At 67.9% G+C, this 17,232-nt stretch carries 18 protein-coding genes and 1 pseudogene; 8 read left to right on the top strand and 11 right to left on the bottom strand.

All coding sequences use genetic code 11. The annotated features are described in order from the left end of the window. The first annotated feature begins 111 nt into the window (after positions 1-111). Positions 112-1,026, top strand: coding sequence for a LysR family transcriptional regulator (locus VL15_RS31675; RefSeq protein WP_048250720.1), 915 nt, complete (start codon positions 112-114; stop codon positions 1,024-1,026). 278 nt (positions 1,027-1,304) lie between these two features. Beyond that, complete coding sequence (locus tag VL15_RS31670) at positions 1,305-1,556, top strand: LuxR C-terminal-related transcriptional regulator (RefSeq protein ID WP_419188706.1); 252 nt, start codon at positions 1,305-1,307, stop codon at positions 1,554-1,556. Positions 1,557-1,597: 41 nt separating this feature from the next. On the opposite strand, the gene VL15_RS31665 is transcribed toward VL15_RS31670, so the two are convergent. Beyond that, positions 1,598-2,038: an acyl-CoA thioesterase gene (locus tag VL15_RS31665; RefSeq protein ID WP_048250717.1), complete on the bottom strand. Its 441-nt coding sequence runs from the start codon at positions 2,036-2,038 to the stop codon at positions 1,598-1,600. A 207-nt stretch (positions 2,039-2,245) separates the two neighbouring features. Here VL15_RS31665 and VL15_RS31660 point away from each other — a divergent pair, with 207 nt between their 5' ends. The 5 genes from VL15_RS31660 to VL15_RS31640 are packed head-to-tail and all read left to right on the top strand — an operon-like array spanning position 2,246 to position 5,826. Further along, on the top strand, positions 2,246-3,352 hold the full coding sequence (locus VL15_RS31660; protein WP_080971020.1) for a 3-deoxy-7-phosphoheptulonate synthase: 1,107 nt from the start codon (positions 2,246-2,248) through the stop codon (positions 3,350-3,352). Positions 3,353-3,365: 13 nt separating this feature from the next. Continuing rightward, a complete protein-coding gene (locus VL15_RS31655) occupies positions 3,366-4,625 on the top strand; it encodes an aromatic ring-hydroxylating oxygenase subunit alpha (RefSeq protein WP_047902669.1) in 1,260 nt (419 codons plus the stop codon). After that, positions 4,626-5,153, top strand: coding sequence for an aromatic-ring-hydroxylating dioxygenase subunit beta (locus VL15_RS31650; RefSeq protein WP_048250716.1), 528 nt, complete (start codon positions 4,626-4,628; stop codon positions 5,151-5,153). Between the two features lie 14 nt (positions 5,154-5,167). Next, positions 5,168-5,518 (top strand): non-heme iron oxygenase ferredoxin subunit, encoded by a 351-nt coding sequence (locus VL15_RS31645; protein ID WP_048250715.1) that lies wholly within the window; start codon positions 5,168-5,170, stop codon positions 5,516-5,518. Next, a complete protein-coding gene (locus tag VL15_RS31640; protein ID WP_048250714.1) occupies positions 5,515-5,826 on the top strand; it encodes a DUF1330 domain-containing protein in 312 nt (103 codons plus the stop codon). The genes VL15_RS31645 and VL15_RS31640 overlap by 4 nt, the downstream gene beginning before the upstream one ends. A gap of 398 nt (positions 5,827-6,224) precedes the next feature. On the opposite strand, the gene VL15_RS31630 is transcribed toward VL15_RS31640, so the two are convergent. From VL15_RS31630 to VL15_RS31585, 10 genes are all read right to left on the bottom strand, one after another. Then, a complete protein-coding gene (locus VL15_RS31630; protein ID WP_048250712.1) occupies positions 6,225-7,763 on the bottom strand; it encodes a DHA2 family efflux MFS transporter permease subunit in 1,539 nt (512 codons plus the stop codon). 2 nt (positions 7,764-7,765) lie between these two features. Then, positions 7,766-8,965, bottom strand: coding sequence for an efflux RND transporter periplasmic adaptor subunit (locus tag VL15_RS31625; RefSeq protein ID WP_048250710.1), 1,200 nt, complete (start codon positions 8,963-8,965; stop codon positions 7,766-7,768). Further along, a complete protein-coding gene (locus VL15_RS31620; protein WP_053077749.1) occupies positions 8,962-10,407 on the bottom strand; it encodes an efflux transporter outer membrane subunit in 1,446 nt (481 codons plus the stop codon). The genes VL15_RS31625 and VL15_RS31620 overlap by 4 nt, the downstream gene beginning before the upstream one ends. 153 nt (positions 10,408-10,560) lie before the next feature. After that, on the bottom strand, positions 10,561-11,085 hold the full coding sequence (locus VL15_RS31615) for a shikimate kinase (RefSeq protein ID WP_196319647.1): 525 nt from the start codon (positions 11,083-11,085) through the stop codon (positions 10,561-10,563). Continuing rightward, a complete protein-coding gene (locus tag VL15_RS31610; protein ID WP_048250709.1) occupies positions 11,082-11,753 on the bottom strand; it encodes a hypothetical protein in 672 nt (223 codons plus the stop codon). The genes VL15_RS31615 and VL15_RS31610 overlap by 4 nt, the downstream gene beginning before the upstream one ends. Beyond that, entirely contained in the window at positions 11,753-12,892 is a 1,140-nt protein-coding gene (gene pheA / locus VL15_RS31605; protein WP_048250708.1) for a prephenate dehydratase, read from the bottom strand. Before pheA ends, VL15_RS31610 begins: the two co-directional genes overlap by 1 nt. Beyond that, the gene (locus VL15_RS31600) at positions 12,889-13,908 is read right to left on the bottom strand and encodes an NAD(P)H-dependent flavin oxidoreductase (RefSeq protein WP_048250707.1); all 1,020 of its coding nucleotides are present in this window, start codon (positions 13,906-13,908) and stop codon (positions 12,889-12,891) included. The genes pheA and VL15_RS31600 overlap by 4 nt, the downstream gene beginning before the upstream one ends. Before the next feature lie 17 nt (positions 13,909-13,925). Continuing rightward, positions 13,926-14,330: a thioesterase family protein gene (locus VL15_RS31595; protein ID WP_034180561.1), complete on the bottom strand. Its 405-nt coding sequence runs from the start codon at positions 14,328-14,330 to the stop codon at positions 13,926-13,928. Positions 14,331-14,366: 36 nt separating this feature from the next. Then, positions 14,367-15,515: an acyl-CoA dehydrogenase family protein gene (locus VL15_RS31590; protein ID WP_048250706.1), complete on the bottom strand. Its 1,149-nt coding sequence runs from the start codon at positions 15,513-15,515 to the stop codon at positions 14,367-14,369. 496 nt (positions 15,516-16,011) lie between these two features. After that, positions 16,012-16,908: a LysR family transcriptional regulator gene (locus VL15_RS31585; protein WP_048250705.1), complete on the bottom strand. Its 897-nt coding sequence runs from the start codon at positions 16,906-16,908 to the stop codon at positions 16,012-16,014. Positions 16,909-17,012: 104 nt separating this feature from the next. Here VL15_RS31585 and VL15_RS31580 point away from each other — a divergent pair. Further along, a pseudogene (locus VL15_RS31580) lies at positions 17,013-17,232 on the top strand (alpha/beta hydrolase); the annotation flags it as partial.

Genomic DNA, 17,232 nt, shown 5'->3' with positions numbered 1-17,232 from the left:
GGCGCGACTGCCGATTTCCGGTATATCGCGAATCACGGAGCACATACGCCCGAGGCACGATGCCGTTGGCCCATCGGCCGGCCGGTCCCGACAGTACAGCATGGGCGCAACATGGCGACTTCCATCGACCTCAATCTTCTCGTCGTTCTGGACGCATTGCTGTCCGAGAACAGTGTCGTGGGCGCGGCCAACGCGCTCGGCCTCAGTCCGTCCGCACTCAGCCGCTCGCTTGCGCGGCTGCGGGTGATGACGGGCGACCCGTTGCTGGTGCGGGCAGGGCGCGATCTCGTCCCGACCCCGCGCGCGCTCGAGTTGCGCGACAGGGTGCATGCGCTCGTCATGGAGGCGCATTCGGTCATGTGCCCGTGCGAACGGGTCGACATGAGTACGCTCAAGCGCACGTTCTCGATTCGCGCGAACGAGGCGTTCGTCGAGACGTTCGCGCCGGCGCTGCTCGAACACGCGTCGTGCACCGCGCCCGACGTGCGGCTGCGCTTCGCGCCCAAACCCAACAAGCATGTCGATGCGCTGCGCAACGGCGACATCGATCTCGAAGTCGGCGTGATCGGCCAGGCCGGCCCGGAGCTGCGCGTGCAGGCGCTGTTTCGCGACCGCTTCATCGGCGTGGTCCGCGCGGATCATCCGCTGGCGACCGGCGAAATCACGCCGCAACGCTTCGCGTCGTTTCCGCAAGTGGGCGTGTCGCGCCGCGGGCAGTTCAACGGCCCGATCGATACGCTGCTCGATGCCCTCGGCATCGCGCGCTCGGTGACCACCGTCGTGTCGAGCTTCCCGACCGCGCTGTCGCTCGCGCACAGCTCGGACTTCGTCGCCAGCGTGCCGGAGCGGCAGACCGAGCGGTCCCGCGTCGGCATGTACAGCTTTACGCTGCCGCTGCCGATCGCGGACCTGACCGTCTCGCAGATCTGGCACCCGCGTTTCGATCGCGACCCCGCGCATCGCTGGCTGCGCGATAGCGTGCGCAGTATCTGCGCGCCGCGCGTGGCCGATGCGATCGCCCGCTAGTCGCGCGGTCGCTTCGATGTGACGCGTCATGCAACCGCTGGTAGCGCGCGTCAACGTCATTGATATATTGCGTTTCGCGCATCTTCCGAAGCGTAAATCGATTCGGTATGCTCGATTCCATTCGGACAACAATGGAGATAATAGGCAGGGCGGTTGTTGCTTTTGGATTCGCCGAACATTCGTGACGCCTTTAAATAATAAATATCCAATCCGAGGGGTATGTGGATCGAGGTGAACATTGGAAATCGTGAATCTGACATATTGGCGTCTTGTTCTGGATGGGGATACGAATGGTTCAGTGTGCAGCGAATATAGCGACACCCGAGGATGTCACGCTGAGTATGCGCGAATGCGAGGTGTTGCGATGGGCGGCGGAAGGGAAGACCGCGTATGAGATCGGCATCATTCTCGGCTTGACCGAGCGCACGATCAATTTCCATATTTCGAGATCGATTGTGAAGCTCGACGCGTGCAACAAGACCAATGCGGTCGTGAAAGCCGTGTTGATGGGCCTGATCGTGTTTGTATGAACGGCACCGGGGCGTCCGTCCGTGGACCCCCGGTTGCGGCATCAGATCGCGCCCTGGAACGACAGCACGCGCGTCCTGAATTCTTCCGGCACCGGCACCGTGCTCTTGCTGCCGTAGTCGAACATCACGTGCGTGGACACGGCCCGCGCAACCACCGCATGATCGTCGGCCGAATCCTCGGTGTCCGCCTGCGGGTCACGCACCATCAGGTATTCCAGTTCGAAGCTCTTCGAGCCGAAGCGCGTGACGCTGCTGCGGACCGTGATCGTATCGCCGTACTGCGCGGGCTTCAGATATTCGCACGAGGTCTTGACCATGATGTGCGGCAGCTTTTCCGAATAGGGCAGCTCAAGCAGATCGTGCATATAGGTCAGGTACGCGTGCTGCAGATAATCGTAATAGACAGGGCTGCTCACATGGCCCATCGCGTCCGTTTCCCGATACTTCACGTCGATTCGGGTTTCAAAATATTTTCTTGTCATTACGAGGCTCCTTGGCTGAACAGCGGGTGAGAACGGGTTTGTGCAGGAGTTAAGTTAGACGTGATCCGCATATCGGAATACTGTCGGAAATCACAGATATCCACTATGCGAAATGCTTCTGAGATAAATGACAGTATCACCGGGGATTTGACCGCGCTCTAATTGCCTCCGTATATCGGCATCCGATCAGCGAGAGTGGAGCGTTAAATGGAAAAACCTGTTGAGGCAGCGTTGACGCAGGGCGTGGCGGTGATCAGTGCGCAGCGGTTGCGCGCCGAGTTGCCATGCGATCCCGGCTTGGCACGGTCGATCGGCGATGCGCGGCGCGCATTGGCGCGCATCATCGCGGGCGAGGACGACCGGCTTGCGCTGATCGTCGGCCCGTGTTCGATCCACGACGCGGAGGCCGCGCTGGCGTTCGCGCGCCGGCTCGCGCCGCTGCGCGAGCGGTACGCCGATGTGCTCGAGATCGTGATGCGCGTCTATTTCGAAAAGCCGCGCACCACGGTCGGCTGGAAAGGGCTCCTGAACGACCCGTATCTCGACGGCAGTTTCCGGATCGAGGACGGCCTGCGCGTCGCGCGCAAGGTGCTGCTCGGCATCAATGCGCTGGGCCTGCCGGCCGCGACCGAGTTTCTCGATCCGATGACCGCGCCGTATCTCGACGACCTCGTGTCCTGGGGCGCGATCGGCGCGCGGACGACCGAATCGCAGATCCATCGCCAGGCGGCATCGGGGCTCGACCTGCCGGTCGGCTTCAAGAACGGCACCGACGGCAACGTGAAGGTCGCGATCGATGCGATCCGCGCGTCGCGCGCGTCGCACAGTTACCTGAGGTCGTCCGTCTCCGGCAGCGTGGAAATCGCGACCACGTCGGGCAATCCCGACACGCATATCGTCCTGCGCGGCGGCAAGTCCCCGAACTACGACGCCGCCAGCGTCGCGGCCGCCTGCGCCGCGCTGCGCGACGCGCATCTTCCCCCGTATGTCGTGATCGACGCGAGCCATGGCAACAGCGGCAAGCAGACGCGCGCGCAGATCGACGTCTGCGGCAACCTCGCCGCGCAACTGCATCGGGGGGAGCGCGCGATCGTGGGCGTGATGATCGAGTCGTTCCTCGTCGAGGGGCGGCAGGACCTGGTCCCGGGTACGCCGCCGGTGTTCGGCCAAAGCATTACCGACGCATGTCTCGGCTGGAATCACACGGCCGAGCTCGTCGAGCAGTTGGCTGCCGCGGCGGTTGCGCGGCGGCGTTCGCCAGCCGGCTTCATCGCGCACGGCGCCGCCGTCGCGATGCAAGCCGTTTCTTACTGAAAGAGGAGCTCTCTTGAACTCACCCATCGACATCGCCCGCGCGCTCGACTGGAAAGGCGACGGCGCCAGCCGCACGCCATACGAGGCGTACACGAGTGAAGCGCTGTACCAGCGCGAACTCGAGCGCCTGTTCTACGCGAATCACTGGTGCTACATCGGCCTCGAAGCCGAAGTGCCGTCTCCCGGCGATTTCCAGCGCACGGAAGTCGGCGAGCGATCCGTCGTGATGACGCGCACGGAGGACGGCGAAATCGTGGTCTTCGAAAACGCGTGCGCGCACCGCGGCATGCAGTTCTGCCGCGAGCGCTCGGGGAAAGCGAAGGATTTCCACTGTCCGTATCACCAGTGGAACTACGACCTGAAGGGTAACCTGATCGGCGTGCCGTTCCGGCGCGGCGTGCGTCAGGGCGGCACGATCAACGGCGGCATGCCGGCAGATTTCGATCCGGGCAAGCATGCGCTGCGGCGCCTGCGCGTGTCGACGCGCGGCGGTGCCGTGTTCGCGTCGTTCGACGAGAACGTCGAGTCGTTCGAGGATTTCCTCGGCCCGCGCATCCTGCCTTACTACGATCGCCTGTTCCACGGCCCGAAGCTGACCGTGCTCGGCTACACGCGGCAGCGCGTGCCGAGCAACTGGAAGCTGATGGTCGAGAACATCAAGGATCCGTATCACGCGGGGCTGCTGCATACCTGGTTCGTCAATTTCGGCCTGTGGCGCGCGGACAATCCCGCCAAGCTCGTGACCGACGCGCATCACCGGCACGGCGCGATGGTGTCGATCCGCAGCGGCGGCGGCGGCGGCGAGGTGACCCACAACGTGACGAGCTTCAAGGATCGCATGACGCTGCACGACGACCGTTTCCTCGATGTCGTGCACGAACCGTGGTGGGGCGATCCGACCGTCGTGATGCTCACGCTGATGCCGAGCGTCATCATCCAGCAGCAGGTCAATGCGCTGTCGACGCGCCGCATCCGGCCAATCAGCCCGGGCGTGTTCGACTACGTGTGGACGCATTTCGGTTTCGAGACCGACACCGAGGAGATGACGCGGCGCCGTCTGCGCCAGGCCAATCTGTTCGGGCCGGCCGGCTTCGTGTCGGCGGACGACGGCGAGGTCATCGAATGCGTGCAGCAGAGCTTCGAGCAGATCCAGCACGGCAACGTCTACAACGAACTCGGCGGCCGGCAGATCGACGAGCAAACCGACCATATGGTCAGCGAAACGCTGGTGCGCGGCATGTACCAGTACTGGCGCCAAGTGATGGAGGCCTGAATGAGCACGATCACGACACGAACGGGCCGGCCGGCCGCCGAGCCGCATGCGGGCGGCGCGAGCTTCGAGGATTTCTATTCACTCGTCCAGCTCAACGCGCGGTATGCGGCCGTGCTCGACGGCGGCGACTGGGATGCGTGGCCGGAATTCTTCGTCGAGCAATGCCGGTACACGGTGGTACCGCGCGAGAACCACGAGCGCAACCTGCCGCTCGCGGTGATGGATTTCGAGAGCAAGGGCATGCTGAAGGATCGCGTCTACGGGATCAAGGAGACGCTGTTCTTCGACCCGTACTACCAGCGCCACGTGATCGGGCTGCCGCTCGTCACGTATCTCGACGACACGGTGATCGAGGCGGAGACGAACTATGCGGTGCTGCGCACGAAGACCGAGCAGATGAGCGACGTGTACAACACGGGGCGCTATCTGGACCGGATCGTGCGCACGCCGCAGGGGCTGCGTTTCGAGTCGCGCATCTGCGTCTACGACAGCGAGATGATTCCGAACTCGCTGATTTTCCCGATCTGAACGAGGTGCCGAAAGTGACTACGGAATGGATCGATGCGGTCGCGCCGGAGACGGTGCGCACCGACGGAATACTTGGCGTCTGGGTGGGCGGGCGCGACATCGCGCTGTATGCGGTCGGCGACGCGATCTTCGCGACCGAGAACCAGTGCACGCACGGCGACGCGCGACTGAGCGACGGCTTCCTGCTCGACGACGAGATCGAATGCCCGCTGCATCAGGGGCGCTTCAGCGTGCGGACCGGCATTGCGCTGTGCGCGCCGCTGACGACGTGCGTGCGTACCTATCCGGTGAAGATCGAGAACGGCCGCGTGTTCGTGCAACTCGCGCCGGCCGATGCGGCGGCGCCGTCGGAGGCGCGATCATGAGCGCGTACGTGGTGTTCGATATCGACGTGCACGACGTCGACGCATACCAGGCGTACCGCCGGCTCGGCGCGCCGACGGTGGCTGCGTACGGCGGGCGCTTCCTGGTGCGCGGCGCCGAAGTCGAGACGCTGGAAGGAGACTGGGCACCGAAGCGCGTCGTCGTGCTCGAATTCGAGTCGGCGGAGCGCGCCCGTGAGTGGTATCGGTCGGAAGGCTATCAGGCGGCGAAGCGGCTGCGCGAGCCGGCCGCGCGGACGATCGGCATCCTCGCCGACGGCTACGTGCCGGCCGCTGTCGATCCGCGTTAAGCGGTGCAGGTGAAGGGGCGCCGCGCCGTGTCGATCGGCGCGGCGCCCCTTTTTCATTTGGGGTGCCGTCGAGCGCGATCGGCACAATCGATTCATCGGTGATGGCGATGCGATCCGGCAGATACCTCCGCCGCCTGTCGGCGGCCCGGTTACCCGGTCCGTCGCTCCCGTCGGGCGAGACGGGTTCCGGATCTTTCCGCTCGCGCGTTTTCACACATGCCGCTGCCCGGTGCACGCAGTGGCTGTGCATGCGCGGGCGCGCTTCGCCGTCAGGGAGGCGTACCGAAGCGCCGTCATGATCGAACGTCGTTGCGATCGCGACGCGCGTTCTTCGAAGCGGAGGAAGCGGAACGTGTCGCACACGGTGTGCGCCGCGGCCGCCGGCCGCGGCTCATGCGTCACGCGTGGCGGTAGCGGATCGACCAGACCGTCAGCAGCGTCGCGCCGAACAGCAGCAGGCAGCCGAACGAGAAGTCGTTCAGCGCGAGCATGTGCGCTTCGACGTCGATCGCATGCGAGACCGACGCGAGCGCGCCGGACGGCGACAGCCCCGCGTGATCGAGCCGCGCGAACCAGTCGCCGGACGCGAAATCGTACGGTGTGATGTGGTCGACGAGATAGGTGTTGTGCACGCGGGAGCGGCGCTCGAAGTAGGTCGGCGCAACCGACGTCGCGACGCTGGTGCCGATCCGCCGCAGCGCGTTCTGCAGCCCGGATGCCGCGGGCAGCCGCTCGCGGGGCAGCCCGGCGAGCGAAAGCGACACGAGCGGCGTGATGAAGAACGCGGTGGCGGCACCCATCAGCAGCGAATTGGCGGCGATGTCGCCGATCGTCACGTCGCTGTTGAAGTGCATGCGCCAGAACGAGGCGGCGCCCCAGCCGACGAGCGCGACGGTCGCGAGCAGGCGCGGGTCGGTGCGGCCCTGGAAGCGGCCGAGCAGCGGCGCGATCACGATCCCCGCGAGACCGAGCGGCGCGGTGGCGATGCCGGCCCAGGTCGCCGTGTATCCCTGCTGCGTCTGCAGCCACAGCGGCACGAGCACCAGCGCGCCGAAGTAGAGCCCGAAGCCGACCGTGATCGCGAGCGTGCTCGTCGTGAAGTTGCGGTCCGCGAACAGCCGCAGGTCGACGATCGGATGGCTGTCGGTCAGCTCCCAGAGGATCAGCGCGACGAACGACACGGCGCCCACGACCGCCAGCACGCGGATTTCGTCGGATGCGAACCAGTCGAGGTTCTGGCCGCGATCGAGCAGCAACTGGAACGAACCGAACGCGGCGGTGAGCAGCAGCAGCCCGACGACGTCGACCGGCAGCCGCCGCGTCGCGTTGTCGCGTCCCGCCAGCAGCCGCGAGAGCACGCCCAGCACGAGCACGCCCGGCGGCACGTTCACATAGAAGATGTATGGCCAGCTCAGGTTGTCGGTGATCCAGCCGCCGGCGATCGGCCCGAGCACCGGCGCGACGAACGTCGTGGTCTGCCATACGGCCAATGCGACGTGGCGGCGCGTCGACGGGAACACCGCGAGCAGCAGCGCCTGTGACAGCGCGGTGATCGGGCCCGACGCGGCGCCCTGAAGCGCGCGAAACAGCAGCAGCGACTCAAAGTTCGGCGCCATCCCGCACAGGATCGACGTGAGCACGAACAGCACCACCGATACGCGGAACAGCCGCACCTGGCCGAAGCGCTGCGTGAGCCAGCCGGTGAGCGGCAGCGTGATCGCGAGCGGCGTCGCGAACGAGGTCAGCATCCACGTGCCCATGTCCGGTGCGACGCCGAGATCGCCCGCGATGGTCGGGACGGCGACGTTCGCGATCGTCAGGTCGAGCGTCTGCATGAAATTCGCGACGCTGACCGCGATCGCGACAAGCGCCAGCGGCATGCCGGCGAGCGGCTCCAGCGGCAGTTTCGGCGCCGCGTTCCGGGCGAAGAAGCGCATCGTCAGGCTCCCGGTGCGAGCGGGCGCGCGCCGCTGTTCGCGCGAATCGTTTCGGCGACGAGCGCATCGCCCGCTTCGTCGTCGTCACGATAGATCGACGTGGCGTCGACCGACCGGCGCGCTTCGGGCGGACGGGCGGGCGGCGACGCCGATGCGGTGCCGGGGCCGTGATCGACCGGCACCGATGCCGTCATCGACAGGCCGATGCGCAGCGGGTGCGCGCGCAGCTCGGCGGGATCGAGCGCGATCCGGACCGGCACGCGCTGGACGACCTTGATCCAGTTGCCGGTCGCGTTTTGCGCGGGCACGGCCGCGAAGGCGGCGCCGGTGCCGGCTTCGAGCCCGACGACGTACCCGTGGAACACAACGTCGCTGCCGTACAGGTCCGAGAACAGTTCGACCGCCTGCCCGGCGCGCATGCCGCGCAGTTGCGATTCCTTGAAATTGGCTTCGACCCACACGTGATCGATCGGCACGACCGCCAGCGACGGCGCGCCGGGCGACACGTGCTGGCCGACCTGCACGACCCGGCGCGTGACGAGCCCGCCGAGCGGTGCGCGTATTTCGGTGCGGCGCAGCGCTAGCGCCGCGCTGCGGACCCGGGACGCCGCCGCGCGCACGAGCGGATTCGTGTCGATCGACGTGCCGTCGGTGTGCGCGAGCGTCGCGTCGTACGCGGCCTGCTGCGCGTTCAGCGCCGCTGCCGCGCCGTCCATCGCATCCCGCGCATGGCGCAGGTCCTCGCGCGACACGCCGCCGTCTTGCGCGAGGCTCAGCCGGCGCTGCAGGTCGTCGTTCGCCTTGGACCATTCGGTGCGCCGCACCCGGATCTGCGCTTCTTCGCGCACCGCGTCCGCATGCGCGGTGCGGTATTGGCGCACCGCGTGCGCGAGTTGCGCGACCGCTTCGTCCAGCGCGAGCCGGGCATCGGTCTTGTCGACGCTGAACAGCAGGTCGCCCGGACGGACCCAGTCGGCATTCTGCACGCGCACCGCGTCGACGGTGCCGCCGATCTGCGGCGAGATCTGCACGACGTCGCCGGACACGTACGCATCGTCGGTCGTCTCGGTGCCGCGCGTGGTGGCCCACGCGGCGGCGGCGAGGCCGGCCGCGCCGGCGAGCGCGATGAAGAGCCAGCGGAAGTAGCGCCGGCGCGCGCGTTGCAGCGACGGCTCGGCGGCGGGGGATTCAGGACGGTTCATTGCGTGACTCCAGTGGAAGTGGTGCCGCCGAGCGCGGCGATCAGGCGGGCATGCTCGATCGCGAACGACGCATCCGCACGGGCGACCGACGCGCGATCCTCGAGCAGCCGGCCTTCCGCGAGCAGGACGTCGAGGTAGCCGGAAATGCCTTTTCGGTAGCGCTGCGTCTCGATGGCGTAGGTCTGTTGCGCGCGCGACAGCGCCTCGCGCTGAAGCGCGCGCTGCCGGCCGAGCGTGTCGATCTCGACGAGGGTGTCGCTGACCTGCGCGAGCGCGTTGACGACCGTGTCGTCGTACACCGCGACGGCGGCGTTGTAGGCGGCGGTTTGAGCGCGCAGGCCGGCGCGCAGGCGCCCGCCCTCGAAAATCGGCAACGTGATCGCGGGGCCCGCGCCGAACGTGCCGCTGTTGCCGTGGAACAGCGCGCGGAAGCCGAAGCTCTGCACGCCGGCGAAGGCCAGCAGGTTGACGTCCGGATAGAACGCGGCGCGCGCCGCGTCGATGTTCTCTGCTTCGGCTTCGACCCGGTAGCGCGCGGCCAGCACGTCCGGCCGGCGGCCGATCAGCGCCGCGGGCACGACGGCCGGCATCGGCAGCTCGGCCGCCGGCGGCGCGGCGGGCGTCAGCGCATCGGCGTAACCGGGCCCCCGTCCGACGAGCGCGGCCAGCCGGTGGCGCAGCCGGGCCGATGCGGCTGCATGCGTGTTGATGTCGGCCTGCGCGTGCGGGATGGGTTCGCTCGCCCTGAGCACGGCGACCTGCATGTCGAGACCGGCATCGGCGCGTTGCGACGTGAGGCGGAGCAGATAGCTGTGCTGCTGCAGCGTTTCGCGCGCGATCGCGAGCAGTTGCTGTTCGAGCGCGAGCTGCAGATAGGTTTCGACGATCGCCGCCTGCAGCGACACGGTGGCCGCGTGCTCGAGCGCGCGCTGCTGGTCCGCGCGCAGCGCGGCGGCGCGCGCCAGCGCGTGCTGTCGGCCGGCGATGTCGAGATCCCACGATGCGCCGAGGAGCGCCTGCGCGTCGACCTGCCAGTGTCCGGCCGCGGGCGGCGGCGTCCGGTAGCTGCCGGGCAGGCGCGTCGGCACCGCGCTCGCCGTCGCGCCGAGTTGCGGCACCAGCGCGGCGTTTTCGACGTCGGCGTCGGCCAGCGCCTGCGCGACGCGTTCGCGCTGCGCCTGCAGCGTCGGTGCGCGGGCCAGCGCATCGTCGACGAGGCGATCCAGCTGCGCATCGCCGAACGCGGTCCACCAGCGCTCGGCGATCGTCGGCGAGCCGGCGCCGGCGGAGCGGATCGCGGCGCCCGCATCGAGCTGCTCGAGGGGCGTGATGCGGGCCGCCGGGCGTTGCGGGCCGAACGGGGCGCAGCCGGCGATCATAAGCGCGGCGAGCGCGGGAATCAGGCGGCGGGCGCCGCGCGCTCGGTCGTTGAGGAAGGGCATGATCGGTTTCCTGTGACGCGATGGCGAACGATTTGTATCTAAAAATATATCTTTAGATATTATTAGACGATCGGCAACTGGTAGAAATGGCAGTTCGGCCGAACCGGCCGGCATCGTTGAAACCGCTGAAGGGGACCGATAAGGTCGCGTGGGTTACGCCATCGCGAGCGCGTCGAGCGCTGCCGCGAGCGTTTGGGCGACGGACTGGCCCGAGGTATCGATGCGGCAGTGCGCGCAGGCGTGGTACAGCGATTCGCGCGCGTCGTGCAGCGCGGCGAGCGCCGCGCGCGGGTCGGCGACGTTCAGCAGTGGGCGGGACGCGTCGTCGCGCGTGCGGTGCCACAGGGTGTCGAGATCGCTCGCGAGATGGATCACGAAACAGCGCCGGCCGAGCCGGGCACGCGTATCGGCGCGCAGCACGGCGCCGCCGCCGGTTGCGAGCACGAGCGCCGGCCCGCGAGTCAGCGCGTCGATGACGTCGGCTTCACGTGCGCGGAAGTCGCCCGCATGGAATTGCGTCGCGACGGGCGCGCCGAAGCGGCGTTCGAGTTCGCGGTCGGCGTCGACGAACGGCAGCGTGAGCGCGCGGGCCAGTGCGCTGCCGAGGGTCGTCTTGCCGGCGCCGGGCATGCCGACGAGCGCGATGCGCGTCGGGCCGGCCTGCAGGCGCGGGCTCACAGGCGGCTCCGCAGCGACGGGGCGCGGCGCGTCACGGCGGCGATGCGCTGCATCCGGACGTAATTGGCGAGCGGGTCCAGCGCATCGGTGATGAAGGTGTGAGGCGCGCCGGGGGCCGTGTCCAGCGCAATGCCGGCGATCACGAGCGTGCCGTCGCACAGTGCGTCGGCGAGCGCGCCGATCCGGGCGCCAAGTGCCAGCGACGCAGCGCCGAGGTCGGCAACGACGCGGCGCGAGCGCGGCCAGTCGACCGGCTCGGCCGCGCGTGCCGGCCAGCGCGCCAGCAGGCCGCCGGGCAGCGGCGTCGCGGCCCGTGCAGCGGACGTTTCGAGCACGCGCCAGGTCAGCGGCGCCGCGGGCAGGCACGCGCGCCAGCGGCCATAGGCGGTCGCCGCGGTGTCGCCGATCGCCACCGCCGGAAGCTGGAGCCGCGCGCAGCGCCGCAGCAGGCACGCGGTGCCGGCGGCGTCGGGTGTGCCGCGCACGAAGGGCAGCAGCTCCAGTTCGTCGTCGTATTCGGCGCGCAGCGCGCGCAGCCATCGCCCGGCGGTGAGCGGCAGGCAGCCCGCCGCGGCGATGCCGCACAGCACGAGCAGGCGATCGTCGCGACCGTCGCGAATCGCGAGCAGCCGGGCGGCGACGCGGGACGAAGCGGGCGCCGTCGTCATCACGCGGCCGGGCCGTCGGCGCGCCCGTCGGTGCCGCCCGCGGCACGCGGATAGGCGCCGAGGACGCGCAGTTCGGATGCGGCGAGCGCAATCTCGTCGAGCGCCGCGCGCACGTTCGGATCGAGCGGGTGCCCGCCGAAATCGATGCAGTACCGATACGCATGGCCGGTGCCCCGTGCCGGGCGCACGTCGACCCACAGCAGCGGTGCGCGGTGGTGGGCGAGCGCATCGAATACGCGCGCGAGCGCGTCGGGCGCATCGGTCGGCCGCAGCACGATGCTCGTGCGGTCGTGGCCGGTCGGGGCGGGCGCCTGGCCGCCGACGATCATGAAGCGCGTGCGGTTGTCCGGGTGATCCTGGATCGCGCTCGAGACGATTCGCAGTCCGTAAAGTGCGGCCGCTGGTTCGCCGGCGATCGCCGCGCAGTCGTACAGGTGCGCGGCCTCGCGCGCGGCTACCGCGTTGCTGGACACCGGGATGCGGCGCAGGCCGGGCGCATGCGCATCGAGCCACGCACGGCATTGCGCGAGCGCCTGCGGATGGCCGACCACGCTGTCGACGCCGGCGAGCGATCCGCTGGCGCTCAGCAGGCAGTGCGCGACAGGCAGTTCGATCTCGCCCGTGACGGGTGCCGCTTGCGCGATCAGCAGGTCGAGCGTGCGGGTCACGCTGCCTTCGGAGGAATTCTCGACCGGCACGACCGCGCATTCCGCGTCGCCGCGCGCGAGCGCTTCGAATACCGCGTCGATCGTTTCGTGCGCCTGCCCACGGGCGAATTCGCCGAAGTGACGCAGCATCGCGGTTTCGGTGTAGGTGCCCGACGGGCCGAGAAACGCGACGGTCGGCAGCGATTGCGCGTCACGGCTCGCGCTGAACAGCGTCTGCCAGATGGCTCGCAGGTCGCGGTCGCGCAGCCCCCACGGCGCGCGCGTGCACAGCGCGGCGACGATCGACGCTTCGCGGGCAGGCTGCCGCACCACGAGCCCTGCATGCCGCTTGAGATGACCGATCTCGGTTGCGTGAACGATGCGCTGGCCGATCAGCTCGAGAAGCTGGTCGTCGATCACGTCGATCTGCGCGCGGCGGCGCGCGATCGCATCGTCGACGGACGACGGGGCGGCAAGTTCGGACGGCGTCATGGCGTGTCGATCCGTGAAGTCGGGGAAATGGACGGGCGGCGTGCGGCGACGTGCGTGGCCGCGCTCGGCTGCACGCGCGCGACGGCGCGGTCGTATTCGGCTTCGAGCTGCTCGACGATCTCGGCGACGCTGAGTACCGCGTCCATTGCGCCGACGCCCTGGCCGGCACCCCAGATGTCGCGCCACTGCTTCGCGCCGCCGTCCGGCGAGAAATCGAGTTGCGCGCCGTCGACCCGCGCGAGCCGGCGCGCGTCGAGCCCGGCCGCCTCGATGCTCTGGCGCAGGTAGTTGCCGTGGACACCGGTGAACGCGTCGGTGTAGATGATGTCGGCCGCGTTGGCTTCGACGATCGTGTCCTTGTAGCGCTGCACCACGTTCGCTTCGTGCGACGCCAGGAAGCGCGTCCCGATGTACGCGAAGTCGGCGCCGAGCGCGCGCGCGGCGGCGATTGCGTCGCCTGTCGCGATCGCACCGGACAGCGCGATGAAGCCGTCGTAGAAGCGCCGCACTTCCGTGACCAGCGCAAACGGCGACAGCGTGCCGGCGTGGCCGCCCGCACCCGCCGCGACGAGAACGAGGCCGTCGACGCCGGCCTCCAGCGCCTTCTGCGCGTGCCGCACCGTCGTGACGTCGTGCAGCACAATCCCGCCGTAAGCGTGGATCGCATCGACGACGTCGCGCGACGGCGCGCGCAGGCTCGTGATCATCAGCGGCACGCGTCGGTCGATGCAGATGCGCAGATCCTGTTCGACGCGCGGATTCGACGGATGGCAGATATGGTTGACCGCGTACGGGCCGACCGGCGCATCGGGATGGGCATCCCGGTACGCGCGCAGCGTGCCGTCGATCGTGTCGATCCAGTCGCCGAGTTGCGTGCTGAGCCGCGCGTTGAGCGCCGGAAATGCGCCGACGATCCCGCTCTTGCACTGGGCGAGCACCATCTCGGGATAGCTCGCGATCAGCATCGGAGACGCAATCACCGGGAGCCGGAGACCCTGTAGCGGAAGTGGAATCATGGTCGGGCTCCGGCTCGTTAGCGCGCGAGCGCCGCGCTGTCGCGCCGCTCGTCGAGGCGGCGGTGGAAGCCGTCGCGGCTGACGGCGCAGCGCGTATGCACGCCTTCGCCGACGACGCCCACCGCGTCGCGCACCTCGACCCGGTACGTCATCATGCGGCCGTCGACCTCGATCAGTTCGGCGTCGATCGTCACGTCCCATTCGGGCGGCGTCGGGGCGAGGTGCTTGATCTCGAAGTTGTAGCCGACCGTCATCTGCCCGGCCGGCAGCAGATGGTCGGTCGCCTGCATGCAGGTCTGTTCGATGAAGATGATCATGATCGGGCTCGCGAGCGCGTGCGCTTCGCCTCCCCATTGATCGGCGAGCGAAATCGTGTCGACGCGGTGGGTGGCGCGGGCGCGCAGGCCAGTCTGGATAGTCAAGGTCAGCTCCTGAAGGGGTGATGGAAGGGTGAGCGGTTACGCCGCGCGCGCCGTGGCGGCCGCGCGTCGTTGCATCTGGCTGAAGATGTTTCGGTAATGCATTTCCTCGGTGCCGCCGGCCGAGCCCATCGCGAGCGCGTCGGCGACGAAGGTGGCGAGCGGGCCGCGCCGGTAGCCGTCGCTGCCGTGAATCGCAAGCAGGTGCAGCGCGGCCTGCGCGAGATCGCGCGCGCCCGCGAGCTTCGCGATCGAGCAGTTCGCGAGCGCTTCGGGACGTTGCCCGACGAGTTGATCGAGCGCTGCGCGCGCCGTCCAGCGCGTGCGTTCGATGCCGACCTGGACGTCGACCAGCCGGCGCTGCACGTGCTGATGGGCGTCCATCGCGACGCCGAGCGTCTTGCGGGCGCCGGTGTACGCGAGCGCGTCGGCGAGGAACGGCTGGGTGACGTTCGCGCACAGCAGGCCGAACAGCGCGCGATTCATCGACGCGATGTCCATCAGCAGGCGCAGCCCATCGCGGGGCGCGCCGAGCAGTTCGTCGGCGTCGACGCGCACGCCGGATAGCGCGAAATCGCCGATCGGAAGATCCGCGACGCCGAGCGTCGCCTGCGGCGCGCTGCGCTGCACGCCCGCGCGTTCGGGATCGATCAGCACCAGCGCGGTGGCAGGCTTGGCGTCGCCGGTCAGGGTCGCGACGATCATCATCAGACGCGCTTCGGGTGCGTGGCTGATGTTGTACTTGTGGCCGTCGAGCCGGTAGTGGTCGCCGTCGCGAACGAGGCACGTTTCGAGCGCGCGCACTTCGGTGCCGGTGCCTCTCTCGGAGATCGCCGTGGCGCCGATCGCGCCGGACAGCAGCGGCGGCAGATGCCGCGCGCGCTGCGCGTCGGAACCGTATGCGACGATCGCGCGAATCAGCGTCGCCTGGTTGGCGAGTGCTATCGCGAAGCCGACGGAGCGCAGCGCTGCGGCGACCGCTTCGAATGCATCGACGAAGTCGTGCCACGTGCGCCCAGCGCCGCCGAGTTCGCGCGGTACGGGCAGGCGCCACAGTCCCGCGTCGGACAATGCATCCCATACATCGCGATGGAACGCGCCGGAAGGGGCGGACCGTGCATGGCGTTCGGCGATGTCCCGGTACGTGGCGGTCGTCGTGGGCTGTGCTTCGCTGGCAGTGAGAGTCATGTCGATGAGCGAGACCTTGTATGGATCGTGTCGCCAATCTAATGAAAAGCCCCCGGACGAGAAACTGTCAGTTATCGCACTCGGGTGCGACGCGCATCGGCGAACGATCCGGGTGAATTGCACGATGTGACGAGCGGCGGAACACGCTTGCCGAGCGAGGTCGTGACGCCCGTCGCACATGTCGTTGCAAAGGATGGCTGGCAGGGGATGCCGGACGATTCCGGTCACGGTGTGCCGTCGCCGCCAGGGCCGGATCGCTGCGGCGACGGGAAGGGATTGCGCGCCGGCGGGTGAGGGCGCTGCCGCGCGTCGATCGTGACGGCGTCGGGTTGCCGATGCTCAGTCACACGGGCGACGTCGATTGAGTTCGCACTGCAGATCATTTGGAGAGGGTGTGATTCATGCCGAAGATTCAGCGTTGCGCAACTTGCGCGGCAGCATGGATCGCATGCGCGTACGGGCACGCAACGATGAATGCGGGCGCGCAAGCTGCGCGTTAATTGTTGCCTAACTGAATCCGCTGGGCGAGCAGATCGACGAAGGCGACGACCTTTGGTGAAAGATGACGTCTCGTCGGATAGAGCGCATGCACGGGGATTTCCGGGAAGGACCAGTCGACAAGCAGGTGCAGCAAGCGCTTGGCGCGAACGTCATCCGCACAGAAGAGTTCGGGTAGACATGCGATCCCCACGCCCGCAAGGGCGGCATCGCGAGCGATCTCCATGTCGTTGACCGTCAGTCGCGGCCTGATGCGGACCTCGACACGTTTACCTCTCGATTCCAGGGGCCAGACGTGCGGCGCCACTCCACCGCTGAATGCGACACATGCGTGGCTCGCCAATTCGGCAGGTGTTTTCGGGACGCCATGGTGTCTGCTGTACTCGGGTGCCACGACGAGCATGGACTTCGCTTTCCCGAGGTTGCGTGCGACGAGCGACGAATCCACGAGTGCGCCCGCTCGAATGGCCACATCGAAGCGCTCCTCCACGAGGTCGACGCGACGATCGGAACACACCATCTCGACTGCCACGTCAGGATGACGAACGAGATACTCGGCGACGATCGGTCCGAGCGTACTGGACGACATGGGAGCCGAGACCCGCAGCAGGCCGCGCGGTGTTCCGCGCATTCCCGCCACTGCGCTTTCCGCCTCCTCGATATCGCTCATGGCCGGGCTGACGCGCTCGAACAGAACGCGGCCCGCTTCGGTGAGGCTCAACTTGCGCGTTGTGCGCTGGATGAGCCGCTCGCCTACCCGCTCCTCGAGTTCGGAGATTTTTCGGCTTACGGTGGACTTCGGCAGGTTCAGGCGTCGCGCTGCCTCACTCAGGCTTCCTGCCTGAATGACCCGGACGAAGATCAGGAATTGGTTGAAATCGGTCGTTCCACTCATGGAACGATGATACTCAAATTGCACGGCTTGTTCAACAACAGGTCGGGACGTATCTTCTACGGACGGGAAAACCTCCCGAATCGGAAAGCAAAGGAGAAACAGTCATGCCCGATACTTCGCAGATGCTCACGACTTTGGCCCAGGGCCTCAGTACCCCGGTCCGCGCACCGATCCTCCATACGCCGGATGAGTACGGAATGGCGTACGAGGAGATCTCGTTCCCGTCCCTGGACGGTACCCCGCTGGAGGCGTGGTGGATTCCCCGGGCGGGCTCTGACAAGCTGGTGATCGTCAATCACCCAATGCCGATGAACCGCTACGGCT

The sequence above is a fragment of the Burkholderia cepacia genome, assembly GCF_001039005.1.
In the GTDB taxonomy this organism is placed as follows: domain Bacteria; phylum Pseudomonadota; class Gammaproteobacteria; order Burkholderiales; family Burkholderiaceae; genus Burkholderia; species Burkholderia theae.
This window is presented reverse-complemented; position numbering and strand designations above follow the sequence as displayed.